Source organism: Arthrobacter sp. Leaf337, from assembly GCF_001423745.1.
Lineage (GTDB): Bacteria > Actinomycetota > Actinomycetes > Actinomycetales > Micrococcaceae > Arthrobacter.
The window spans coordinates 41,197-65,045 of the sequence record NZ_LMPC01000031.1; the positions used below are offsets into that span (position 1 = coordinate 41,197).

Consider the following 23,849-nt stretch of genomic DNA (forward strand, 5'->3'; position numbering starts at 1 on the left):
CGCGGGAATGCGCCAGACGTGATAAATGTGATTTGACTCACAGGCAACTGAGAGCTAAGCTCAACGAGTTGTTAGCGCTAACAACTCAGTCTATGATTTCGAACATCATCCTGCTGGCACCGGAGCCCTGCGCTCTTTCCGGCGAGATCAACTTCCGATGAGCGGGCTCCGGTCCGCCTCATCAGTCGACCGGATCCTCCCGGCCGGCCCCACAGCCGTGAAGCGCAGATGCTTTCCGGTTTAGCACCAGTTCGCGGACCGAGCCGTCCGCGGAAGGAGAACATAGTGAGAATCAAGAAACTCCTGGGCGCGTTCGCCGTCGTCCTCGCAGTGACGGTGGGGGCCACAGGCTGCGGCAGCCGGGGCGGCGCCGCCACCCCGGCCGCCAGCGCGGATAATTCGGGGGCGCTCGTGGGCATCTCAATGCCCACGCAGACCTCGGAGCGCTGGATCGCCGATGGCGGGAATGTCGAGAAGTCCTTGAAGGACCTGGGTTACAAGACGGACCTGCAGTTCGCCAATGACGACATCCCCACACAGGTGTCACAGATCGAAAACATGCTGACCAAGGGCGCCAAATCCCTCATCATTGCCGCAATCGACGGCACCACGCTCACTGACGTCCTGGCCAAGGCGAAGGAGCAGAACGTCAAGGTCATCGCCTACGACCGCCTCATCAACGGGACGCCCAATGTGGATTTCTACACCACGTTCGACAACTACACGGTGGGCGTCCAGCAGGCCACCTCGCTGCTCACCGGCCTGGGCCTCCTCGACGCCAGCGGCAAGAAGGTGGAGGGCAAGGGGCCCTTCAACATCGAGCTGTTCGCGGGCAGCCCGGATGACAACAACGCCAACTTCTTCTGGACCGGCGCCATGGACACCCTCAAGCCCTTCATGGATGCCGGCACGCTGAAGGTTCCGAGTGGTCAGACCAAGTTCGAACAGGCAGCCATCCTCCGCTGGCAGGCACCCGTTGCCCAGAAGCGCATGGAGGACATCCTCACTGCCGCCTACAGCTCCGGCACCAAACTGGACGGCGTACTGTCCCCGTATGACGGACTGTCCATCGGCATCATCTCCGCGCTGACCAGCACCGGCGGCTACTCCAAGGGAAGCCTGCCCGTCGTCACCGGCCAGGACGCCGAGAAGGGCTCAGTGAAGTCCATCGTCGCCGGCGAGCAGTACTCCACCATCTTCAAGGACACCCGCCAGCTGGGCGCCCAGGCCGTCAAGATGGTCGACGCCGTGCTGAAGGGCAAGGAGCCGGAGGTCAACGACACGAAGACCTACAACAACAAGGTCAAGGTTGTCCCGTCCTACCTGCTGGAGTCCGTGATCATCACCAAGGACAACTACAAGAAGGAACTCATCGACTCGGGCTACTACACCGACGCCGACGTCAAGTAGCCGTGGCGGGGTTGTGGCCGGGCCGTCGCCGGCCCGGCCACAACCCTTCCGGCAGGCCCCTGCAGCCGCAGGACGGCCCAGAACCGACCAGTCAGTGGGAATTGACGATGAACACACCCATTCTTCAAATGCGAGGAATCACCAAGACCTTCCCGGGCGTCAAGGCCCTTCAGAACGTCACGCTGGATGTGAAGCGTGGCGAGGTGCACGCCATCTGCGGTGAAAACGGCGCGGGAAAATCCACGCTCATGAAGGTGCTCTCGGGGGTCTACCCGCACAGCTCCTTCGACGGAGACATCCTCTTCGAAAACGAACCGTGCACGTTCAACAGCATCAGCGACAGCGAGAAGCGCGGCATCGTCATCATCCACCAGGAGCTGGCGCTAAGCCCCTATCTTTCGATTGCTGAAAACATCTTCCTCGGCAATGAGCTGACGAAGAACGGGTGGGTGGACTGGCGCAAGACAAACCTGGAGGCCGCCAAGCTGCTGGCCAGGGTGGGACTCAGCGAAAACCCCGTCACGCCCGTCCAGCACATCAGCGTCGGGAAGCAGCAACTCGTCGAAATCGCCAAGGCACTCTCCAAAGAGGTCAAACTCCTCATCCTGGACGAGCCAACGGCCGCGCTGAACGACGAGGACTCCGGCCACCTCCTGGACCTCATCCTGCACCTGAAGGGCCAGGGCGTCACCAGCATCATCATCAGCCACAAACTCAATGAGATCCGCAAGGTAGCGGACGCGGTCACCATCATCCGCGACGGCAAGACCATCGAAACCCTGCGGCTGGATGAGGGCCAAATTACCCAGGAGCGGATTATCCGCGGCATGGTGGGCCGGGACCTGGACAGCCTCTATCCGGACCGCGACCCGAAAATCGGCGAGGAAGTCCTCCGGATCGAGGACTGGTCGGTGCGGCACCCGCAGGACCACACCCGGATGGTCGTCACCAACGCGAGCCTCAACGTCCGAAAGGGCGAGGTGGTGGGACTGGCCGGCCTCATGGGCGCCGGCAGGACGGAACTGGCCATGAGCGTCTTCGGCCGGACGTACGGCACCGCCGTGTCCGGGAAGGTCTACAAGCACGGCCGGGAGATCAACACTTCCACAGTGTCGGATGCCATTAAGCACGGCATCGCCTACGCCACCGAGGATCGCAAGCACTACGGCCTGAACCTCATTGAAGACATCAAACGGAACATCTCGATGGCGGCCCTGCGGAAACTGGCCAAGGGCGGCTGGGTGGACAAGAACCAGGAAACCATCGTCGCCAACAGCTACCGGCAAAGCATGAACATCAAGGCACCGTCAGTGGCTGCCATCACCGGCAAGCTGTCCGGCGGCAACCAGCAGAAGGTCGTGCTGAGTAAGTGGATGTTCTCCGACCCCGACGTGCTGATCCTGGACGAACCCACCCGCGGCATCGACGTCGGGGCCAAATTCGAGATCTACACGATCATCACCAAGCTCGCGGCAGAGGGTAAGGCGGTCATCGTGATCTCCTCCGAACTCCCCGAACTGCTGGGCATCTGCGACAGGATCTACACGCTGTCAGCAGGCCACATCACCGGCGAAGTGCCCATCGCCGACGCTTCACAGGAGACCCTCATGCACCTTATGACCAAAGAGAAGGAATAGCGACCATGTCCGCCCTCCGAGAATCCCTCGGCTTCCTCGCAAGCCGCCTCCGCCAGGTCGGCATCTTCGTCGCCCTGATCCTGATTGTCCTGCTCTTCCAGGTCCTCACCGACGGCATCCTGCTGCAGCCCCAGAACGTCACCAACCTCGTGGTCCAGAACAGCTACATCCTGATCCTCGCCATCGGTATGGTGATGGTCATCATCGCCGGCCACATCGACCTGTCCGTCGGCTCCATTGCGGGCTTCATCGGTGCCGTATCGGGCGTGATGATCGTCCACTGGGGCTGGGCATGGTGGATCGCCATCCCCGCCTGCCTGCTGGTCGGCGCACTTGTCGGTGCCTGGCAGGGATACTGGATCGCTTACGTCGGCATTCCGGCCTTCATCGTCACTCTGGCCGGCATGCTGATCTTCCGCGGCCTGACGCTGATCACCCTGAAGAACCAGCAGATCACCCCGTTTCCGGACGAACTCCGCGCACTCGGCGGCGGCTTCCTCCCGGACATCAGCGGGGGCACGTCCGTACTCGAATGGCTCACCGTCATCCTCGGCGTCGGAGGCACCGCGGCCATCCTCTTCCAGGCCATCAAGGAGCGTCGCGTCCGCCGGAAGTTCAACCTGGAGAACGAACCAATGGCCTGGTTCGCCGTAAAGACTGCGTTCATCGCCCTGCTGATGCTGATCATCACCTTCCTGCTGGCGAGCTACCGCGGAACCCCGATCGTCCTCATCGTGCTCGCGGCCCTGGTGATCATCTACTCCGCCCTGATGAACAACAGCATCTTCGGCCGGCACACCTACGCCATCGGCGGGAACCTCCATGCAGCGGAACTCTCCGGCATCAAGACCAAGGCCGTTACCTTCCGGCTCTTCGTGAACATGGGCGTCCTGGCGGCCCTTGCGGGCCTCGTCTTCACGGCCCGCCTTAACTCGGCCCAGCCCGCAGGCGGCACCGGCTTCGAGCTTGACTCCATCGCGGCGGCCTTCATCGGCGGCGCCGCGGTGCAGGGCGGCATTGGCACGGTGGCCGGAGCCATGATCGGCGGGCTGATCATGGGCGTGCTTAACAACGGCATGTCCATCCTGGGCCTCGGCACCGATTACCAGCAGCTCATCAAGGGCCTGGTCCTCCTCCTCGCCGTCGGCTTCGACATCTTCAACAAGAACCGGAGCGGTCGCGGAGGAGGAAGCGCCCTCCGCACGCGGTTCAAGCTGAAGACCACGCCTCCGGCCGCTGCAGAAAGCGCGGAGACCGCAGCGGACCGCCCGGTCGCAGTGCCCGCCAGCTCCCGGCAGGAAAGCACCGTGCGGAACTCCTGACAGAGTCCCCCGGGGCCGACGGCGGCAGGCAACTGGCGCCGTCGGCCCTGGCTTGTGCTTCTTCCGGCACCAAGGCCGGCCGCCCCGTTTGGCCCGCAGAACCCGCCCACACCGGGAATGTGATTTGCTTCACAGTTCCGGCGCGGATAGCATTCCATAACTGTTAGCGATCACAGAGAAGGACCTGGAATGACCGCCTCCATCCCCGAGCCCGGGACAGCCGACGATTGGCAGCAGCTGATTGGTAGCCGGGTTGAACTGCGGCTCGACGGCCGGATGGTGCGCACTGGCGAGGTGGAAGACGCCACCCAGGATTCTGCCGTCATGTGGCTGCGGTTCGACGGCAACCACGGCCGGCAATTGGTGTCCAAGGACGACGGCTACCAGGTTGTTCCCGTCAGCTGAGGGACGCGGTCACGCTTTGGCGCCGGCCGCCGATCCGGTGGCGGGCGTGTTGGTCACTTTGAGTCCGCAGCCTTCCTCGGCAAACGCCGTCAGGGTTTTGTAGCCGAAGGTCTTGTAGGTCACGTTGGGCCAGCGGCCCCTCAGGAGCTGGCCGAGGCGGCCCACGTTGACCAAGCCTTTCACCCAGAGGGTGGGATCGTCCTTGAGGAACGCATGGACACTGGCTTTGTAGAGTTCAAGCTCGGTGTGCGGCGCTCCGGCTTTCTTTTTCGCCGGCCTGGCCGGCGCCGGGGGCTTCTTCACGGCAGGCGCGGCCACCACGGCAGCGGGCGCCGGGATGTCGATGACATGGAAATGGTCGGCCACCGACTGCAGGACCTTGTTCACGACGCCGGCCTTCGGCTGGGACGTCGTGGCAACCAGTGAACGTTTTCCGAGCGCATGCAGACGCCGCAGGAGCGGGACGAAGTCACCGTCGCCGCTGACGATCACAAAAAGCTCAATCCACGGCATGTCCGCGGCCACTTCAAGTGCGTCAACCACCAGCTCAATGTCCGCGGCGTTCTTGCTGCTCTGGTCAAACGAGAAAATCTGGACCGGCTTGATGTTGTGGGCCAGCAGCTGGCTCCGGTACCCGGCCATGTCCGGCCTGCCCCAGTTGGCATATGCACGCGCGAGCGCCGTTTGCCCGCCAAGGCCCGTGTCCCCAACCACCTTTTCAATGTCACGCACCACCCTCGCCAGCGGCACGGAGGTGACATCGTTCCCGTACCCGCCGAAGAGATTTTCCATGTCCAGGAAAATAGCCACGTTCCGCTGCCGCGATCCTGCCACGTTAACCGTCCTCCCCCAGCGAATAGTAAACAGATCCTATCCCCCGGCGGGGCCCCGAAGCGGCGGGGCCCCGCCGTCGCTGGCTAGCGGCCCCCTTCGATCTTCCGGCTGCGCTGCTCCTGGGCCATGGGACCGTACGGGTACACGCCAACCCGGGGCTGGCTGGCCTCCGTGAGCCGCCGGGTTTCCTCCTCAGTCAGTTCAAGGTCCGCAGCGGCGAGGTTGTCCGCCAGCTGCTCCGTGGTGCGGGCCCCCAGGATCACCGACGTCACTGCAGGGCGGTCCGCCAGCCACGCCAGCGCTACCTGCGAGGCACTCACTCCGTGGTCCGCGGCGATCTTCTCAACGGTTCCGATGACCTCCCACGTCCGCGGATCGTCGTTGCGGGCCTGCCAGGCCTCCATGCCGCGCTTGGGATTCTCGCCCAGCCGGGTGGCCCCCTCCGGTGCCTCGTCGCGCTTGTACTTCCCGGAGAGCCAGCCGCCGCCCAGCGGGGACCACGGGAGCAGGCCGATCCCCGCGTCCAGCGACGCCGGAACAATCTCCGACTCAATCTCCCGGACCAGCAGGCTGTACTGCGGCTGCAGCGTCACCGGCGCGCTCCAGCCGTGGGCCTTGGCGAGGTGCACCGCCTTGGTCAGCTGCCAGCCCAGGAAGTTGGAGAAGCCGTAGTAGGCAATCTTTCCGCTGCTGACGGAGTCATGCAGGAAGCGCAGCGTCTCCTCCAGCGGCGTGATGGGATCCCAGGCGTGCATCTGGTACAGGTCGATCTGTTCGACGCCGAGGCGGCGCAGCGAGTCGTCCAGGGCCCGGGTGAGGTGGCGTCGGGACGTTCCGAGGTCGTTCGGTGCCTGGCCCATGGGAAAGCGGCCCTTGGTGGCGAGGACGGCACGGTCCCTGACCTCGGGGCGGGCAGCCAGCCAGCGCCCGATGATCTGCTCGGAAACCCCTTGGCTGTAGACGTCAGCGGTATCGATGAAGTTGCCGCCTGCGGCGAAGTAGTCGTCGAGGATGGCGAAGGACGTTTCCTCGGTGGCTTCGGCGCCGAAGGTCATGGTTCCCAGCGCGTAGTTGGATACGACGGCGCCGCTGTTACCTAGTGTGCGGTTTTGCATAGTTCTCCTCAGTCCTCGGTGGGCGTGGTGCGGTTCGAGTGGTACGTGCGCCAGGTGTGCTCCGGAGCGAATCCCAGGAGGCGCTTGGCTTTGTCGATGGACAACATCGTTTCGTGTTCGCCGAGTTCCTTGACCACCTTGACGCCCGGGAAGACTTCGGCTGCGAGGCTGGCACTGGACCGGCTCATGACCGTGTCTTCGTTGGCAATGATGAACGCCTCGAACCCGGGCCGGGCGTTCTCAAGTGCGCGGGCCACCGCCTGCGCGCCGTCCCGGCCGTCGATGTAGCCCCACAGGTTCCATTTGCGCAGCGTGGCGTCGGAGTCGAAGGAGGGAAAATCCTCGTAGTCCTCCGGGTCCATCACGTTGGAAAAGCGCAGGCCAGTGATGCTCAATTCCGGATCCCAGCGTGTGAGCTGGATGGCCAGCTGTTCCTCCAGGTGCTTGACCAGGGAGTACGTGCTTTCCGGCCGGGCCGGGTATTCCTCGTCCACGGGGATGTAGGGAGGATCGACGTCGAACGGAAGTCCCAGCACCGTCTCGCTGGAGGCGTAGACCAGCTTTTTGACTCCGGCCCGGCGCGCAGCCTGGAAGACGTTGTAGGTGGCGAGCATGTTGTTCTCGAAGGTGGCCGCGTCCGGCGCATGGCCCGGAGCCGGAATGGCCGCCAGGTGCACGATCGCGTCGAATCCCCCGTGACGGTCGTCGAGGCCAAGGATCACGTCCAGGACCTGCCCGTAGTTGCGCAGGTCCACCTCGGTGAAGCCGCGGCCCCTGGTACCTGTGCGGTCCAGGTTCAGGACGTCATGGCCGTCCTCGGAAAGCCGGCGCACCACGCTCCTGCCCAGCTTTCCGCTTCCGCCAGTAACAGCAACTCTCATCAGGAACTCCTCTGGGTAGTTGTCGGCGGCCGGTCGTCCGCAACTGCCTGCCGCCGTCGTCATTCCACCCTAGAGGCGCGGCTGCACGGATGCAGCCCATTTGGCTGGCCCTCTGAGTCCTAGGAAAGAACGCCCCCGGCCGCCGGCGGACTTCAGCCAAGCCGGAGCAACAGGGGAAGGGTGTTGGTGATGATGGTGAAGGCGGCCGCCACGATGCCGATGACTGCCGGAATGATGCCCGACGCCTCGCCTCGGCCACGCGCCCTGAATCCAAGCACCGCCGCAGCCAGCTCCGGTGCCAGGATCAGCAGCAGGGCGGGCCCCGCCGCGCTCACGATGACGCCCGGAGGTAGCGGGTCCCCGCTGTCGTACCCCTGCAGTGCGAGCAGCCCTTCGCCGATGACCATGCCGGCCATGAACGCGACGGGAATGGCCGCAACGGCGATCCAGGCCCAGCGCAGAAGCCGGCGGCCGGGGACGGAGCGTCCGGAATCCGGGGCGGCCGCGGGCACCCGGCTGCGTGAAGTCATCGGCGCAGGCTCGTCAGATGTGCTGTGACTGGCCCGGCAGGCCCATGCTCGGGCGCCCGAACGGAAGCCGGCTCGGACTGAAGCCCAGGGAAGCGTAGTAGCCGCCGGCAACCATCACGGCAAACCCGGCGACGCCCAAGTACATAAGCTGTACGACGGCGCCCGCGATCACCGCAAGGAATCCGCAGACCACGCACAGGGCACCGAGGACAACGCGCCGCATCAATGACCACGACTGGCCCTCCATGCGCGCGGCGAATTGCGGATCATCCTCGTGAAGCGACTGCTCCATCTGCCTGAGGACGTCCCTTTCATGTTCAGAAAGCGGCATCGTTGACCTCCGAACCGGATTGATATTAAGGATCGTCCATGCGGCGCTTAAGTCAATAGAGCCAAAAGTCACGGACGGATCGCGGTGTCTTTGGACCCTAGGCAAGGCGTCCCGGGTAGGCGCACGCTGGAGCCCATGAACACTGAAGAACGCATTGTGGTGGGCGTGGACGGCTCTGAATTCTCCACGGCTGCGCTGCAGCTCGCCGGACGGATGGCCGGCAGCTTCAACGCCCCGCTGGAGGTCATCACGTGCCTCGGAACCTCCGATTTCTACCTCGCCTCCCACATGCCTGCCGGGCGCGTGCCCAGCATGGAGGAACTCGAGGAAACAGCGAAGCGCCTGGTGGACCAGGCCATCGAGAGGGCCTTCGGGGCATCTCCTCCGGCACGGCTGTCCCGCACGGTGAAGTTCGGGCCGCCGGCAAAGACCCTGGTGGATGAAAGCCGCGATGCCCAATTGCTGGTGGTGGGCCGGCGCGGGGAAGGCGGTTTCCTCTCGCAGGTCATGGGATCCGTGAGCGGAGCTTGTGCCGCACATGCGCATTGCCCCGTCCTGGTGGTGGGCCAGGACTCCAAAGTGGCTGAACCGGAACCGGGTCCAACGGCCGGGTGAAGCCGGGCGTCTCTCCTGCAGAACCCCAGGGCGTTCAGTGACTTTGTGCCCTGCTCCCGGTTCTCGTTTAAGCCCTAACCTGAATGCATGAGCGCGGCAATCACCGCGTGCCAAGTCCCGGGAGCGTCGTCATGAAAGCAGCAACTGCGAGCATCATCGCAGGCGCAGTCCTCCTGCTTTCCGGCGTCCTGTTACTGCTGGACGCCCTGCGTGTCCTTGACACCGCACTGCTGGTGTGGCCATTGATCTTCGCCACATCCGGCGCCGCCTTCCTGGCGGTGTTTCTCAGGAGCCGCGCGAACTGGTGGGCGGCCATCCCGGGGTTTGCCCTCCTGGGGCTGGCCGCGGTGGTCACCACCACGCAGCTGTGGCCCGGCTCTGCCAGCGACTGGCCGGGCTCGATGTTCTTCCTCTTCCTCTCCGCCGGCTTCGCGGCAGTGTACTTCCGGGAGCGGGCCAACTGGTGGGCGCTGATTCCGTGCGGTGTCATGCTCACGCTCGCCTTGATCGTGGCATTGCCGCAGGGGCTGGACGGAACGCCGGTGGCCGCCGTGCTGTTCCTGGGGCTCGCCGCAACCTTCGCCACGGTGTCGTTCACCCCGGAGCGGATGAAATGGCCCCTGATTCCGGCCGCCGTGCTGGCCACCCTGGGGCTGGCCTTTGCCATTCAAGCCACCGTCACGTTCCGCACCGTGGAGTACCTGACTGCAGTGGTGCCGCTGCTGGCCGGCGCCTATCTGCTGTACTACGCATTCCACAACCGCCGAAGCGGCAGCGGGCATACGGGCGGGGCTGTCGCCGATCCGATGAAGCAAGGACTGGGTGATGCTCACGGTGGCCACTGACCCAGCAATCGGGAAGGACGTTGTTGGGGGGACGCGCGTATACATCCTGGATAGCCACGCCCTGGTCCGGGTGGGACTCCGCGAACTGCTCGAAGAGGCGCACTTCGAGGTGGTTGGCGAGAGCGGCTCGGCCTCCGAGGCAAGCCGCAGCATCCCGGCGCTGAGCCCCGACCTGGTGGTGATCGGAGCCCATCTCCCGGACGGCACCGGCATCGAAGTCTGCCGGGAAATCCTCTCCGACAACCCGGGACTCCGGTGCCTGCTGCTGAGCAGTTACGACGACGACCACGCCCTCAGCAGCGCGGTACTGGCCGGGGCGGCCGGCTATGTGCTCCGGCAGTTGCCCGGGACCGCACTACTTGACGGAATCCGCCGGGTGGCCACGGGCGAATCGCTGCTGGAGCCCGGCGTCGAGCGCAAAGTCATGGAAGGCCTGTACAAAACGCAGGTGAGCCGCCGTCACAGCCGGCTGAGCTCACAGGAACTCAGGGTCCTCACTCTCATGGGCCAGGGCATGACCAACCGCGAGATCAGCGAGGAAACGCGCTTTGCCCGGGCCACGGTGACACTCCAAGTGGCGGGAATCCTTACGAAACTGGGCTTCGAGTTGCACGGCTAACGCCGACTGCCGGGGTCACGGCTTCCGGGTCACACTGAAGGGGCGGTCCAGGTCAGCCGGGTGCCGTGGCCGGGGCTGCTCTCGATGGAGCACTCGCCGCCCAGCGCCATGGCCCGGTGCTTCATGTTGGCGATGCCGCTGACGCGCTCGGGGTTCTCGAAACCGCAGCCGTTGTCCGTAATCCTGAGTTCCACACAGTCCGGCTGGGCCGAAAAGGAAATGTCGATTTCGTCGGCACCTGAGTGCCGCACCGCGTTGCTCAGCCCCTCGGACAGCACCGGCAGCAGCTGCTCCACGACGGCGTCGGGAACCGCTTCGTCCACAGGACCCGTCAGCTGGACCTTGGGGGAAAATTCCGAGTTGCGGATCCCTTCGTGGATGGTCCGCATGATGAGGCCGGTGAGTGGTTCCTTCTGCCCGTGGCCCGTCCGCATCGAGTAGATGGTGTCCCTGAGTTCATGGATGGTGGTGTCAAGTTCGGCTGTCACAGCCGAGATGCGTTCCTGGGCCACGGGGTCGGGGATGTACCGGCGCAGGCTCTGCATGCTCAACCCCGCCCCGAAGAGCCGCTGTATAACCAGATCGTGCAGGTCCCGCGCGATCCTGTCGCGGTCCGTGGACAACAGCTGTTCTTCCCGCCTCTGCCGCGCCCGGACCAGCCCCAGTGCCAACCCCACCCGCGAACCAAAAACGGCGGAGGACTGCAGGTCGGACTGGAGGTACAGCGGGCCTCCTGCAGGACGTGCCAGGATCAACAGGCCGCGTTCGCTGCTCTTGCGCCCCAGGGCAGCCACCAGCAGCGAGCCGAGTTTCTCGTCCGTTCCGGGCCCGAAAACCTCGTTGGGGTCCCTCACGAGAGCGGACAGCCCTGTTTCAAGGACGTCAGCGATGACCTTGGACGCCGGCAACTCCTGGCCGGCAGGAAAGGACTGGACACCCACCATCGTCCGGCACCGCTGCGTTCCGTCGGCATCCGGGTAGGCAATCACGGCCAGGATCGAATCCGAGACCGTCAGTGCCCGCTCGGCGACGAGGTCCAGGTTGTCGGTTTCGCCGGGGAACAGCGCCGAACTCAGCTGGTCGCTGACCTCCAGCCCGGCTTCCAGCCAACGTTGGCGCCGGCGGGTGTCCTCGTACAGCCGGGCGTTCTCTATGGCAACGCCGGCGGCGGCCGCCAAAGCCGAAGCGAGCTCCTGGTCCTCTGCAGTGAACGGCCCGCCGTCGAGCTTCTCTGTAAGGTAGAGGTTTCCGAAGACAGAACCACGGACCCTGACCGGCACCCCAAGGAAAGTCTTCATGTCGGGGTGGTTGGGCGGGAAGCCGCTGGCCATTTCATGTGCGCCGAGATCGTCCAGCCGGAGTACCTCGGGTTGGCGGATCAGGTGCCCCAGGACTCCGCGGCCCGAGGGGGGATCGCCGATCAGCCGCACGCCGTCGTCGTCGATTCCCACCGTGATGAAGTGCCCCAGCTCGTGGTCGCCGTCGATCACGCCCAGCGCGCCGTAGCGCGCGCCCACCAGCTCGCAGGCGGACTGCACCACCCGGTCCAGGACAGCTTCGAGGCTAAGGTCTTCGGTGAGTGAAACCACGGCGCCCAGCAGGCCCTGCATCTGGTCCTGGGCACGCACCAGTTCATCTGCCCGGGCCACGAAGTCGCGCAACAGGTCCTCGGTGCGCCTCCGGATGGGTTCACGCCACATGGGGCCACCGAACATGGGGATTATGACGGCCGCCGTTGGTTACGGCGGAGGCAGGCGCATCCAAGAAGGGACCGCCGCTCAGGCCACCGCCAGCGGGCTGATGTGACAGATACTTCGTAACTACCGGAAGGTCCGGGCTCATGCGACTCCCCAAGGCAGCGAGACACGCACGGCGGACTGCTTCACCGAGTTCCTAATGCATCAACCCCAGACTGATATCAACACAGTACCAAGACGGACACAGTGGCTCAAGGGACAGCGTAACGGGACTAAAGGCACTGGGAAACCCTTGCCGCGGCTGGGAGTCTGAACTGGCGGAATAACGCGGCGTCCCCGGGATATGAGGAGATGACCCAACGTGCGAATCGGATTGATCGCTCCGCCCTGGCTGCACGTGCCCCCGCCCCGCTACGGCGGCACTGAAGTGGTGGTGGACGGGCTGGCCCGCGGACTCGTTGCCGCCGGTCACGACGTGCTGCTGGCCGCCCCGGCCGGAAGCACCTGCCCGGTTCCCTTGGTGCCGGACATGCCTCCGCCCAGCGCCGGATCGGCCGCCACCTGGTCCGCAGGTGCCGAGCTCTACCATGTGGCCCTGGCCTATGCCGCCCTGACGGACGTGGACCTTGTCCATGACCACACGGTGGCCGGCCCCTTCTTCCGCTACCGCCCGGCCTCGCTGCCCGTGGTCACCACCAACCACGGGCCGTTCAGCTCGCAGCTGGGCGACCTCTACCGGCTGATGGGACCCGATGTGGCCATGGTGGCCATCTCGCATCGACAGGCGGCTGACGCCGCCGGTGTGCCGATCGCCCGGGTGATCCACCACGGTATCGACGTTGACGCCGTGCCGGTGGGAGACGGCAGCGGCGGCTACGCGGCATTCCTCGGGCGGATGAGCCCGGACAAGGGCCCGCGGGAGGCCATCCTGATCGCGCGGCAGGCAGGCGTCAGGCTGCTGATGTCCGCCCGCATCCAGGGCCGGGAGGAACAGGACTTCTTCGACAGCCAGGTGGCCCCGCTCCTGGGGCCGGAAGTGGAATTCCTCGGAGAAATCACTGCGGCGGAAAAGTACCAGCTGATGGGCGGCGCCGTGGCGTTCCTCAACCCGATCCAGTGGCCGGAGCCCTTCGGGCTGGTGATGATCGAAGCGCTGGCAACCGGCACCCCCGTGGTGGGCACCGGTTCGGGGGCGGCACCGGAAATCGTGGACGACGGCGTCACCGGCTACCTCCGGACCGGCATCGATCAACTGGCCGATGCCCTGGCCCTGGCCCCCGGACTGGACCGGACTGCCTGTCGCCGGGCCGCTGAGCTGCGCTTCAGCGTGGGGCGGATGGTGGCCGATCACGTCTCCTTGTATGAGGAGATACTGCGGGGCCGGCGCCTGAATCAGTCCCCGGCCTCTTCCCCGCCCGGCTGAAGGTGGTGGAGGAACCAGTCCCTGGCCAGCGCCGCCGCTTCAGATAATGTTCCGGGTTCCTCGAAGAGGTGCGTTGCCCCCGGGACAACGGACAGCTGGCTGGGACAGCGCAGCAGCGCCTGGGCCCAGCGGTTGAGTTCCAGCACCTCGCGGTCGGCCCCGCCCACGATCAGGAGGGTGGGGGCGCGGACGGCGGACAACCGCTGGCCGGCAAGGTCCGGACGGCCGCCCCGGGACACCACGGCATCAATCCGGGCGCCGGGTTCCGCCGCAGCCCACAAAGCGGCACCGGCTCCCGTGCTGGCACCGAAGTACCCGATGCGGCTCCGGGCGGTGTCCGGCCGCTCGCCGAGCCACGCCGTCGCCGCAGTGAGCCGGCCGGCAAGCAGCGCGATGTCGAACACATTGGCGCGGTTGAGTTCCTCGGCCGGAGTGAGCAGGTCCAGGAGCAGGGTTCCCAGGCCCGCCCGCTGGAGGAAGGACGCCACAAAACGGTTACGGGGGCTGTGCCTGCTGCTGCCGCTTCCGTGCGCGAACACCACGACGGCGGCCCCCGCCGCCGGCAGGAACATGTGCCCCTGGAGCTGTGCCTCTCCCGCTTCGATCTGGACGTCCTCATCCACGGCCGTCCCGTTGGCAACGGTCTGGGCGCTGTGCAGCCGCTTCGCTGCCGCATCGAGCAACAGCACAACTTCGTCGTCGCCCGTGGGCGAAAAGTCACGGTAGTGGTACCCGACGGCGGTGAACTGGCGGGGCGTGGCCAGGCAGACGATTTCGTCCGGTTCAGTGAGGTCCGCGAGGGTGTCCGCCGGCGCCACCGGCACCGCCAGGATCACCTTTGCCGCGCCGAGCTGGCGGGCGATGCGGCAGGCAACCCGGGCCGTGGATCCGGTGGCGATTCCGTCGTCGACAATCACGGCGGTGCGGCCCGCAAGCTCGGTGCGGGTCCGTCCTTTCCTGAACCGGGCCACCCGCGACTCGAGCAGGGCGCGCTCCCGTTCTTCGACGGCAGCAAGCTCGGATTCCGTCACGCGCACATGGGAGATGATGTGCTTGTCCAGCACCCGCGCACCGCCTTCGCCGATGGCTCCCATGGCCAGCTCGGGCTGGAACGGGACGCCCAGCTTCCGCACCACAATCACGTCCAACGGCGCGTCCAGCGCCGCGGCCACCTCGAACGCCACCGGAACACCGCCCCGGGGCAGCCCAAGGATCACGATGTCCTGGCCGCGAAGGTATTCGAGGCGCTGCCCCAGCCGCCGTCCCGCTTCAACCCTGTCCTCGAAAATGCTCATGGCCAGCCGTTCGCCTCGTGGCTCATGGCCGCCGTGCGGGTCCGGGCAACCCAGGGGTATGCACTTCAGCATGCGGGGAGGGACTTCGGCGGCCGCTCTTCTCCAACTATCCGGCAGGCGGCGGCTGGCTGGGAGGGACTTTCGGCCCGGATTCCAGGGGCGTTGGCGGCCTTCGGCCAACCCGCCCAAGGCAGCCACGGCCGCGTTGTCACACGCGTCCGGAGCCCGGCAACAGATGTATATAATTTCCCGGTACGGTTTAGCAGAGAGCCGTTGGATAGTTCTACGATCCGGTCCCCTCTGCCTGCCGTCCGCGTTGCCACCGACGCGGCGGGCGGCCGCGCTGCCGGGTCGTTTTGACCTGAATGAAACGGCAGCAAGAACATCGTGGCCAGCGAGTCGACCGCAAACACCGCAACGTCCATCAGCCAGCATCTGCACGAAATGGTGTTGAACAGCTCGGATGTGGAGCAATTCCTTCACGAACTCGCACGGGTTTCCGCGCGCAGCCTTTCCGAGCCCGGGGATGCCGTCCTCTGCGGGATTACCCTGCTCCGGCACCGTAAGGCAGCAACGGTGGCCAGCAGCAGCCCGGAAGCCCAGGCGATGGACGAAATCCAGTACGACTTTGGCGACGGCCCGTGCATGACCGCTTCCCGCGACCAGGTGACCGTGCACATCAAGGACCTCCGGGCCCATGAACGCTGGCCCAAGTACTCCAACACGGTCCTGGGGCACGGCGTCCGGTCCATCCTTGCCGTGCCGTTCCAGCTCGACGGCGACACCCGCGCGGCGCTGAACCTCTATTCCCACCGGCCCGGCCGGTTCGAGGGCAAGGTCCTGGAACTCGCCGAGGACTTTGTCAGCCAGACGTCCATGGCCCTCCGGCTGGCGGTGCGGTTCGCCCACTTCAGCGAAACGGCGGCCAATCTCAAGGCAACCCTGGAGTCCCGCACCGCGATCGACGTCGCCATCGGGATCATCATGGCCCAGAACCGGTGCAGCCAGGAGGAGGCGTTCGAGCTCCTGAAGGCGGCCTCAAGTGCGCGCAACGTCAAACTGCACGGCGTGGCTGCTGCCATTGTCGATTCCCTGGGCCAGGGTCCGGCCAGGACGCACTTCGAGCTGTAGCGGTTCAGAACATCGGCAGCAGGAATCCGATGACCAGGGCTGCTGCCCCGATGCCGCTGAGGATCCAGCCCAGGACCCCTGCAGCCTCGCCGCGGACCTCCGGCGCAGTGGTCCGCCAGCGGGTGGGCGTCTTCACGGCATAGTGGATGGTGACGGCGTCCCCCGGGGCCATATGCCTGATGTCGTGCGGGGACATGGGCGCGTTATGGACCTGGTAATGGTGGTCGTACCAGCGGAAACCCACGCCGCTCTCGTCGGAATAAACCACGCCCTCCGACTCGATCCAGTGATCATCGAAACGCCTCATCGTCCCCACGGCCACCAGAAGGATGAGGCCGGCGGGCAGGCAAATCCACGTCAGCACTTCCAGGATGGGACCTGCAATGTCGAGAACTCCGGGCATGGTCATGATGGTACCTTTCCCGCGCATTCTCGGGCCACATCCGCCGTCCGCTCCAGGCGGGCCACGAGCCCGGCCGACGTGCCACACGGCCGACGTGCCACACTAAGGACTACTACGAGCGGGGCATGCCTAAGGAAGCAGCACACATGGTAACGGGGCAACGCACCCACCTGTTTGGCAAAGACAAGTGGCGCGGGAACGGCCTGTCCAGTGCGGACGTCTCCGAACGCGTCCGCGGAGGGCTGACCAACCTGGTCTCCAACGCATCCAGCCGCAGTCTGTGGGACATCCTCCGCGCCAATGTCCTGACGCTGTTCAATGCCATTGTGGCCGGCAGCTTCGTGCTGCTCCTGGTCCTGGGGCAGTGGCAGGATGCCCTCTTCGGTTTCGCCGCGGTCGGCAACGCCGTCATCGGGGTGGTCCAGGAATACCGGGCCAAGAAGTCGCTGGACCGGCTTGCGGTGCTGAACTCCCCGCACGCACGGGTACTCAGGGACGGCGCCATCCGGGACATTCCGACGGCCGAGGTGGTCCTTGATGACGTCATCCTGCTCTTCGCCGGCGACCAGGTGCCCGCGGACGCCGCCGTGTACGACGCCCATGGGCTGGAAATCGACGAATCGCTGCTCACAGGCGAGTCCAATCCCGTGGACAAAGCACCGGGGTCCGAGGTCCTGGCCGGGTCCAGTGTTGTGGGCGGCCAGGGCAGGGCCCAGGTTGTCCGAGTGGGGGACGACTCCTTCGCCGGCAAGCTTACGATGGCGGCCAAGCGTTTTTCCCTGGTTAACTCGGAAATCCGCACCGGCCTCAACCGGGTCCTGCGGTGGATTACGTGGGGCCTCCTCCCTGTCATGGCCATTGTTGTCAACGGCGAGATGCACGCCCAGGGAGGCTGGAGCCAGGCGCTGGACACGGGCACATGGAAGACCGCGGCTGTGGGCGCCGTGGCAAGCGTCATCGCCATGATCCCGCTAGGCCTGGTGCTGATGGCCAGCGTCGCGTTCGCGCTGGGCGGGCTGCGGCTCGCCCGGGATAAGGTCCTCATCCAGGAACTGGCCGCGGTGGAGGGGCTGGCCCGGGTGGACATGCTTTGCCTGGACAAGACCGGCACCCTCACTGAAGGACGAATCATTTTCGACGGCGTGCACGACGCCGGCACCGCACCGGCGCAAGGGTGGAAGGAGGCCCTGGGCTGGTTCGGGGCCGACGCCGATGCAAACGCCACCGCCCGCTGCCTCGCCGCCGACTTCAAGTACGACAGCGGACCCCGCCCGGTATCCTCCGTCCCCTTCGCGTCGTCCCGGAAATGGAGTGCGGTCAGTTTCAACGACGGGGCCGCGCCCGGTGCCTGGGTGCTGGGCGCCCCGGAACTCGTCCTCGAGGCCACGACCCCGGGACACGTCCAGTCCCTGGCCTCTGCGGCCGGGCTGGCATCGTCCGGCCTCCGGACCCTTGTTTTGGCCCATGCCGGGCGGCCCATGGCTGCCAGGGAAGCGGAGGAGGGAGCACTGCCGTCGACGCTGGTGCCGTCAGCGCTGCTGACATTCCGCGAGAAGATACGGCCCGACGCCGCCACGACCCTCGCCTACTTCCGGGAGCAGGGCGTCGACCTCCGCATTATTTCCGGTGACGATCCGCGGACCGTGGCGGCCATTGCCCGAGACGTGGGCCTGGACGCCGCTGACGGCTACGATGCCCGTGAGCTGCCCGAAGATCCCGAGCTCATGGCGGACGTCCTGCGGGACCACAAGGTGTTCGGCCGGGTCACCCCCGCGCAAAAGAAGGCAATGGTGGCTGCACTGCGCAGCCGCGGCCACGTGGTGGCCATGACCGGGGACGGAGTCAATGATGCCCTGGCGCTGAAGGAGGCGGACATCGGGATAGCCATGGGCACCGCCGCGGCAGCGACCAAGGCCGTCTCCCGGCTGGTACTGCTGGACGGCCGATTCGACAGGCTTCCCGGCGTCGTGGCTGAGGGAAGGCGGGTCATCGCCAACATCGAGCGCGTCTCCATGTTGTTCCTGGCCAAGACAGCGTATGCCATTGCCCTTTCGGTGGTCTTCGGCGGCTTGCTGTGGGGCTTTCCGTTCCTGCCGCGACAGCTCTCCGCCACCGACGGGCTCACCATCGGCATCCCCGCTTTCTTCCTGGCACTCATGCCAAACACCCGGCTCTACAGGCCCGGCTTCCTCAAACGCTCCCTGACGTTCGCCGTCCCTGCCGGCCTCATCATCACCGCGGCCGTCCTTTCATTGAATGCCTATGCGGCGATCGCAGGCGGGTACAGGGAGGACTCCGTGCGGACCGGGTCGGTCATGGTTCTCGCCCTCGTGGCTCTCTGGGTGCTCGTGGTGCTCTCCCGGCCGCTGAACCGCTGGCGTCTCCTCATCATCGCCTCCATGTATGCAGGCCTGCTGGCGCTCCTCACCGTCCCGGTCATCACGGACTTCTTCGGCATCTCGTGGCCCCCGGACGAGCTCCGCAATGCCGCCCTGCTGGCAGCGCTGGGCGGGTGCGCCGCCGTCGAGCTCGTGTTCCGGTTACGCCGCCGCCTCAATGTTTGACCGGCCGGCGGCCGCGGCGCCATGGACGCATAACCGCCTATGGCACTACTCGAACCCGTATGCACCTAGGGTGGAGGGGCATACGGTAGGCATCCGCCCGCCTGCGACTGATCAACTGATTGAGGAAACAAACATGGGTTTGGGCGACAAGATCAAGAACGCTGCCGAGAAAGCCATCGGCGAGGCCAAGGAAGCATTCGGCAAGCTGACCAATAACAGCAAGCTCGAGACCGAGGGCAAGATTGATCAGGGCACGGCCGACGCGAAGCACGCCGCCGAGGACGTCAAGGACACCATCAACGACAAGTAGTCGTTACTGATGGCCGGGGTGCGGAGATTTTCGCGTCCCGGCCATTTTTATGCCCCGCCGGCGGAGGGATCGGCGCGACGTCCCGTTGCAGGTTCCGGCACACGGCCGGGACCTTAGCCCCTTCCTTTTCGGAGCATCCGGAACCACTCTGGTCACATGGCAGCCTGCCCCGGGGGAACCGACAACGGCGGGCAATGATCGGTACAGGCGGCGACAGCCATGGACGAGCCAGTGGTGCACATCAGCGGTTTCCGGATGGACTTCGCGGACACCACCGTGATCCGCGACCTGTCCTTCGACGTGCGGGCCGGGGAGACGTTCGGGTTCCTGGGCAGCAACGGCTCGGGCAAGACCACCACCATCCGCGCGCTCCTGGGCCTGTACGAGCCCACGGCCGGCGTCCTCCACATCAACGGGCGGCCCTTCAAGCCCGAGCACGGCAGCAGGCTGGGCTACCTTCCGGAGGAGCGCGGGCTCTACAAGAAGGAAAAGGTCATGGACGTCATGACCTACTTCGGCCGGCTCAAGGGAATGGACCGGCACTCGGCGCGGCAATGGTCCCTGGCATACCTGGACCGCGTGGACCTTGCCGGCAAGGCCGCCATCCAGGTGGACAAGCTCTCCAGCGGCGAGCAGCAGAAGGTCCAGCTCGGCGTCACCATCATGAACCGTCCGGAGCTCCTCATCCTGGACGAACCCACCAAGGGGTTCGACCCCGTGAACCGCCGCCTCCTGATGGACATCATCGCGGAGCAGAAGAACGACGGCGCCACCGTGGTGATGGTGACCCACCAGATGGAGGAAGTGGAACGGCTTTGCGACCGCATCATCCTCCTGAAGGACGGCACGTCCGAGGCCTACGGCACCATCGATGAGGTCCAGAACAAGTACGGCGGCAGGGTGGTCCGCATCCGGCACGCCGGGCCCATCCCGCCGTCGCCGCACTATGAGGTGACGCTGGAGGAAACCAACTACGCGGAGCTCTCCATCACGGACGACACCGACGAAGCGGCCATCCTGCGCGAACTCATGGACGCCGGCATGGTCATCCGCAGTTTCACCACCACGAAGATCTCAATGGAGGACATCTTCATCCGCGTGTACGGGGAACACAACGGGTCCCCGGCACCCGCCCCCGGGCGTGTGGCCGCAACACGGGGTGCGTAGCCATGGCCCAGCACAACCTTGGAACCGTCATCAGCTTCGAATTCGTCCGCACCGTCACCAAGCTTCGCTTCTGGATCGGCACCCTGTCCGTGCCCGTCATCATGGCCGTGGTGTTCGGGATGATCTTCCTCAGCAACACCAGCACCAGTTCCGCCGCCGAGGCCCAAAAGAACGCCCAGTTCAGCATCTCCTACCTGGATGCTTCCGGCCTGATCACTCCCGCTGACGCGGCCGCGTTCGGCGCCGTTCCCGCGGCCTCGTCCGACGCCGGGATACAGGATGTCCGGTCCGGCGCCGTCGAGGCCTACTTCGAGTTCCCCGCCCATCCCGAGGCGACTGCGGTGAAGGCCTACGGCGCGGACCGGGGGTTGTTTGAAAACGGCAAGTACGCCGCCGTCGCCCAGGCCATGCTTGCCCGCGCTGTGGCCGTGAGGATCGGTTCGCCCCAGTTGTCCGGGCTCGCGGCGGGGTCGGTGCAGGTGGAAACGGTGACCTACCAGGGGTCCGAGGTGGCCGGCGGCATGAACTCCGTGATTCCGCCGATGGCGTTCCTGGTGGTGTTTTACGGGCTGGTGGTGCTCCTCGCCGGGCAGATGCTGAACTCCACGCTGGAGGAAAAGGAGAACAGGGTCACCGAAATGATCCTCACGACCCTCAAGCCCACCACCCTGATCACAGGGAAGGTGCTGGCCCTGTTCATGGTGGGCCTGGTGCAGGTGGCGGTCTTCGCCTCGCCCATTCTGATCGGCGGACTCTTCTACCGTGATGCCCTGAGCATCCCCGCGTTCGAATTCTCCCAGCTGGTCTTCGACCCCCTGCGCATCACCGTCGGTTTCCTCATCCTCGTGGGCGGCTTCGCCCTGTTCACCACCACGCTGGTGGCCATCGGCGCCGTAATGCCCACAGCCAAGGAAGCCGGGAATTTCATGGGTGTGATGATTGCCCTGATCTTCATTCCGTTCTATTCGGTCAGCCTGGTGATCTCCGAGCCGCATTCCCTGATCGTGCAGGTGTTCACCTACTTCCCCTTCTCGGCGCCGGTCACGGCGCTGTTGCGGAACGCGTTCGGATCGCTGGGCGTCCTGGAAGCCGCAGTCGTGATCGCCATCCTCTACGTCGGCGCTGCACTGATGCTCCGTGTGGCCGTGCGGCTCTTCCAATACGGGTCCATCTCCTACACCCGGAAGGTCAGCATCAGGACCGCCCTCAAAGCTGGATCACGGCACGCTGTGGCCGGCCCGGCGGAGAAGTAGCCGGGACTTTGGCGGGGCGGGAGGCGGACCGTGCGGCTGGTTTTCCTCGGTGACGTGATGCTGGGCCGCCTGGTGAACGAGCGGCTCAGGTCAGCCCCGCCTGCCTACCCCTGGGGCGACACGCTTCCGGTCCTGGCGCAGGCGGACATGCGGTTCGCCAACCTCGAATGCGTCCTGGCCGACGGCGGGAAGCCGCTGCCGGGGAAGGTGTTCCATTTCCGCTCGGACGTCCGGAACGCTGCCGCACTGACTGCCGCGGGTATCGACGCCGTCTCGCTCGCCAACAACCACGTGCTTGACTACGGGACGGACGCATTCCGGGAGCTGCTGCCTGCGCTGGACCGCAGCGGAATCCTGCATGCCGGAGCGGGGCCGGACCTGGAGGCCGCCCGGCGGCCTGTGATCCGGCGGGTGGGTCCGGCCGCCGTCGGATTCCTTGCCTTCACGGACAACCAGCCGGACTGGGAGGCGGGACCGTTCCGGCCCGGGGTGTACTACGTGCCGGTGGACGAACGGCACCCGGAAAACGCGAGGGTCCGGGACCTGCTGGGGCTAGTTGGCCGCACCAGGGCACGCACGGACCTGCTGGTCGTTTCGGCGCACTGGGGCGGCAACTGGGGCGCCGATGTGCCGCCCGCCCACCGGGAGCTGGGGCACGCGCTGGTGGATGCGGGGGCCGACGTCGTGTTCGGGCATTCGGCGCACATCTTCCGCGGCGTGGAGCTCTACCGCGGCCGGCCGCTCATCTACAGCGCCGGCGATTTCATAGACGACTATGCCGTGGACCCCGAGGAACGCAACGACCAGTCGTTCATCTTCCGCCTGGAAATCGGCGGCGGCGTGCCCGTCCGGCTGCAGCTCCATCCAACGGTCATCACCGGGTTCCAGGCGCGGCTGGCCGGAAAAAGCTCACGCCGGATCGCAGCACGGATGCAGGAGCTTAGCGCCCAGCTGGGAACGCAGAGTAAGTGGGTCGATGAAACGAACGTGCTGCAAATACCGGTGGACAGTTAATCCCGTTTGTCCCGTTCGCTGAATTCCTCATCGAGGTCGAAATGCCTGAATTCGGTCTCCGGGTTCGGTTCGCCCTCGGCCACGTACTCGTAATCCAGCTGGCGCTGGATCTGGCTGTCGAGGACCTGAAGTTCCGTGTCCTCGACCTTTGAGAGATCTTCCGGAAACTCGTCTTCCGGGGTGAGATGCAGCTTCTCTGACATGTCGTGCCTCTCTTGGCCAGGAACTGGGGTGCTGTTCTGGCAGCATCTTGGCATTTTCCAGATTATCCGTACCTGCCAGCGGGCGGAAGTCCAGTGAGCGGCAGACTAGCCGGCGGAAGCCGGCGCCCCGGCTTTGTCATCCGCTGTCCTCCGCCAGGCCGCCACGAGGAGCCAGCCGGTCCACCCGAGGATCAGCACTATGCCCGCCAGCGTGGGCAGGCTATTGGATGCGGAAAAGCCCTCGGCACCGATGATCCAGCCCTGCGCCAGGTAGGCCGCTCCGGACAGCGCCATCAGGTACCCGATGAACCGGGAGACCCTGCGCGTGGCGGCGATGCCACTGCCGAACAGGATGAGCGCTGAACCCAGCATGAAGCTCTGGTAGCTCCTGACTCCCCACTCAAGCCACCGGATGTCCTCCGCAGCCGCGAAGCGCAGGGCCTTCTCCCCCTCGGCGGCGCCGGCCCAGGCATCGACGGCATGTTTGAGCGCAACACCGTCCACACCCTGCAGGACACCGTAGAGGGCGAGCGCGGCAACGGCCGCCGCCGTACCCAGCCGCACGGCCCAGCCCGCTGGCCCGTGCCGGACGTTGAGGGCATAGGCAAGCACTAGCAGTCCGCAGAGCAGCAGCCCCATGCCAACGAACTGCCCGAGGTGGACCAGGATCCAGGCGTCACTGGCCGCGTACTCGGCGAACGTCGCAGGGTGGTCGTTGGCGCTGGCCGCGTCCGGGTGCTGGAGTCCGGCCAGCAGCGAGGCCACGACGCCGGCGAAGAGGAGTGCGGCGGACAGCCGCAGCTCGGGGCGGCGGAGCCCGCCGTCGTTCTTTGTGTCTTCCATGT

24 protein-coding genes are annotated in these 23,849 nt (G+C 65.7%); 14 read left to right on the forward strand and 10 right to left on the reverse strand.

The features are described 5' to 3' along the window. Positions 1-285: 285 nt before the first annotated feature. The 4 genes from chvE (at position 286) to ASF98_RS22770 (ending at position 4,774) form a co-directional block, all read left to right on the forward strand. The gene (chvE, locus tag ASF98_RS22755) at positions 286-1,410 is read left to right on the forward strand and encodes a multiple monosaccharide ABC transporter substrate-binding protein (protein WP_200939444.1); all 1,125 of its coding nucleotides are present in this window, start codon (positions 286-288) and stop codon (positions 1,408-1,410) included. 107 nt (positions 1,411-1,517) lie between these two features. Further along, positions 1,518-3,047, forward strand: coding sequence for a multiple monosaccharide ABC transporter ATP-binding protein (mmsA, locus tag ASF98_RS22760; protein ID WP_055807297.1), 1,530 nt, complete (start codon positions 1,518-1,520; stop codon positions 3,045-3,047). Between the two features lie 5 nt (positions 3,048-3,052). Then, positions 3,053-4,369: a multiple monosaccharide ABC transporter permease gene (mmsB, locus tag ASF98_RS22765; protein ID WP_055807299.1), complete on the forward strand. Its 1,317-nt coding sequence runs from the start codon at positions 3,053-3,055 to the stop codon at positions 4,367-4,369. Between the two features lie 189 nt (positions 4,370-4,558). After that, entirely contained in the window at positions 4,559-4,774 is a 216-nt protein-coding gene (locus tag ASF98_RS22770; RefSeq protein WP_055807302.1) for a hypothetical protein, read from the forward strand. Between the two features lie 9 nt (positions 4,775-4,783). Here the strand turns inward: ASF98_RS22770 and ASF98_RS22775 are convergent, their stop codons facing one another. The 5 genes from ASF98_RS22775 to ASF98_RS22795 all read right to left on the reverse strand — a co-directional run bounded on the left by ASF98_RS22775 (position 4,784) and on the right by ASF98_RS22795 (position 8,465). After that, positions 4,784-5,608, reverse strand: coding sequence for an NYN domain-containing protein (locus ASF98_RS22775; protein ID WP_055807304.1), 825 nt, complete (start codon positions 5,606-5,608; stop codon positions 4,784-4,786). Positions 5,609-5,691: 83 nt separating this feature from the next. Further along, complete coding sequence (locus tag ASF98_RS22780; RefSeq protein ID WP_055807308.1) at positions 5,692-6,723, reverse strand: aldo/keto reductase; 1,032 nt, start codon at positions 6,721-6,723, stop codon at positions 5,692-5,694. An 8-nt stretch (positions 6,724-6,731) separates the two neighbouring features. Then, a complete protein-coding gene (locus ASF98_RS22785) occupies positions 6,732-7,604 on the reverse strand; it encodes an NAD-dependent epimerase/dehydratase family protein (RefSeq protein ID WP_055807311.1) in 873 nt (290 codons plus the stop codon). A 152-nt stretch (positions 7,605-7,756) separates the two neighbouring features. Continuing rightward, entirely contained in the window at positions 7,757-8,134 is a 378-nt protein-coding gene (locus ASF98_RS22790; protein ID WP_156372512.1) for a hypothetical protein, read from the reverse strand. A gap of 13 nt (positions 8,135-8,147) precedes the next feature. Then, positions 8,148-8,465, reverse strand: a complete 318-nt coding sequence (locus ASF98_RS22795) for a DUF3040 domain-containing protein (RefSeq protein WP_055807317.1) — start codon at positions 8,463-8,465, stop codon at positions 8,148-8,150. Positions 8,466-8,600: 135 nt separating this feature from the next. Here ASF98_RS22795 and ASF98_RS22800 point away from each other — a divergent pair, with 135 nt between their 5' ends. From ASF98_RS22800 to ASF98_RS22810, 3 genes are all read left to right on the forward strand, one after another. Continuing rightward, positions 8,601-9,080: a universal stress protein gene (locus ASF98_RS22800; RefSeq protein ID WP_055807320.1), complete on the forward strand. Its 480-nt coding sequence runs from the start codon at positions 8,601-8,603 to the stop codon at positions 9,078-9,080. 131 nt (positions 9,081-9,211) lie between these two features. Continuing rightward, on the forward strand, positions 9,212-9,925 hold the full coding sequence (locus ASF98_RS22805; RefSeq protein ID WP_055807323.1) for a hypothetical protein: 714 nt from the start codon (positions 9,212-9,214) through the stop codon (positions 9,923-9,925). Continuing rightward, positions 9,906-10,544: a response regulator transcription factor gene (locus ASF98_RS22810; protein WP_055807325.1), complete on the forward strand. Its 639-nt coding sequence runs from the start codon at positions 9,906-9,908 to the stop codon at positions 10,542-10,544. Before ASF98_RS22805 ends, ASF98_RS22810 begins: the two co-directional genes overlap by 20 nt. A gap of 29 nt (positions 10,545-10,573) precedes the next feature. Here the strand turns inward: ASF98_RS22810 and ASF98_RS22815 are convergent, their stop codons facing one another. Continuing rightward, on the reverse strand, positions 10,574-12,244 hold the full coding sequence (locus ASF98_RS22815) for a GAF domain-containing sensor histidine kinase (RefSeq protein ID WP_055807678.1): 1,671 nt from the start codon (positions 12,242-12,244) through the stop codon (positions 10,574-10,576). Between the two features lie 358 nt (positions 12,245-12,602). On the opposite strand from ASF98_RS22815, the gene ASF98_RS22820 reads away from it, so the two are divergent. Next, positions 12,603-13,664, forward strand: a complete 1,062-nt coding sequence (locus ASF98_RS22820; protein ID WP_055807327.1) for a glycosyltransferase family 4 protein — start codon at positions 12,603-12,605, stop codon at positions 13,662-13,664. Here the strand turns inward: ASF98_RS22820 and ASF98_RS22825 are convergent. Further along, the gene (locus ASF98_RS22825) at positions 13,634-14,959 is read right to left on the reverse strand and encodes a phosphoribosyltransferase (protein WP_055807330.1); all 1,326 of its coding nucleotides are present in this window, start codon (positions 14,957-14,959) and stop codon (positions 13,634-13,636) included. The two genes, ASF98_RS22820 and ASF98_RS22825, sit on opposite strands and share 31 nt — an antisense overlap. Positions 14,960-15,346: 387 nt before the next feature. Between ASF98_RS22825 and ASF98_RS22830 the strand changes: the two genes are divergently transcribed. Further along, entirely contained in the window at positions 15,347-16,090 is a 744-nt protein-coding gene (locus tag ASF98_RS22830; protein WP_055807333.1) for a GAF and ANTAR domain-containing protein, read from the forward strand. A gap of 4 nt (positions 16,091-16,094) precedes the next feature. Here ASF98_RS22830 and ASF98_RS22835 read toward each other — a convergent pair whose 3' ends face one another. Then, positions 16,095-16,499: a hypothetical protein gene (locus ASF98_RS22835; protein WP_326951076.1), complete on the reverse strand. Its 405-nt coding sequence runs from the start codon at positions 16,497-16,499 to the stop codon at positions 16,095-16,097. A 140-nt stretch (positions 16,500-16,639) separates the two neighbouring features. On the opposite strand from ASF98_RS22835, the gene ASF98_RS22840 reads away from it, so the two are divergent. The 5 genes from ASF98_RS22840 to ASF98_RS22855 all read left to right on the forward strand — a co-directional run bounded on the left by ASF98_RS22840 (position 16,640) and on the right by ASF98_RS22855 (position 22,801). After that, positions 16,640-19,057: an HAD-IC family P-type ATPase gene (locus tag ASF98_RS22840; protein WP_055807336.1), complete on the forward strand. Its 2,418-nt coding sequence runs from the start codon at positions 16,640-16,642 to the stop codon at positions 19,055-19,057. A 133-nt stretch (positions 19,058-19,190) separates the two neighbouring features. Continuing rightward, a complete protein-coding gene (locus ASF98_RS23930) occupies positions 19,191-19,367 on the forward strand; it encodes a CsbD family protein (protein WP_082507011.1) in 177 nt (58 codons plus the stop codon). A gap of 219 nt (positions 19,368-19,586) precedes the next feature. Continuing rightward, positions 19,587-20,534 (forward strand): ABC transporter ATP-binding protein, encoded by a 948-nt coding sequence (locus tag ASF98_RS22845; RefSeq protein WP_055807338.1) that lies wholly within the window; start codon positions 19,587-19,589, stop codon positions 20,532-20,534. A 2-nt stretch (positions 20,535-20,536) separates the two neighbouring features. After that, the gene (locus tag ASF98_RS22850; RefSeq protein ID WP_055807341.1) at positions 20,537-21,787 is read left to right on the forward strand and encodes an ABC transporter permease; all 1,251 of its coding nucleotides are present in this window, start codon (positions 20,537-20,539) and stop codon (positions 21,785-21,787) included. A 30-nt stretch (positions 21,788-21,817) separates the two neighbouring features. After that, entirely contained in the window at positions 21,818-22,801 is a 984-nt protein-coding gene (locus ASF98_RS22855) for a CapA family protein (RefSeq protein WP_055807344.1), read from the forward strand. On the opposite strand, the gene ASF98_RS22860 is transcribed toward ASF98_RS22855, so the two are convergent. Both ASF98_RS22860 and ASF98_RS22865 read right to left on the reverse strand, forming a co-directional pair. Further along, the gene (locus ASF98_RS22860; RefSeq protein WP_055807347.1) at positions 22,798-23,004 is read right to left on the reverse strand and encodes a hypothetical protein; all 207 of its coding nucleotides are present in this window, start codon (positions 23,002-23,004) and stop codon (positions 22,798-22,800) included. The two genes, ASF98_RS22855 and ASF98_RS22860, sit on opposite strands and share 4 nt — an antisense overlap. Positions 23,005-23,109: 105 nt before the next feature. Beyond that, positions 23,110-23,847 carry a DUF4386 family protein gene (locus ASF98_RS22865; protein WP_055807350.1) on the reverse strand — a complete coding sequence of 246 codons (738 nt, stop codon included), beginning with the start codon at positions 23,845-23,847 and terminating at the stop codon, positions 23,110-23,112. Positions 23,848-23,849 lie beyond the last annotated feature (2 nt).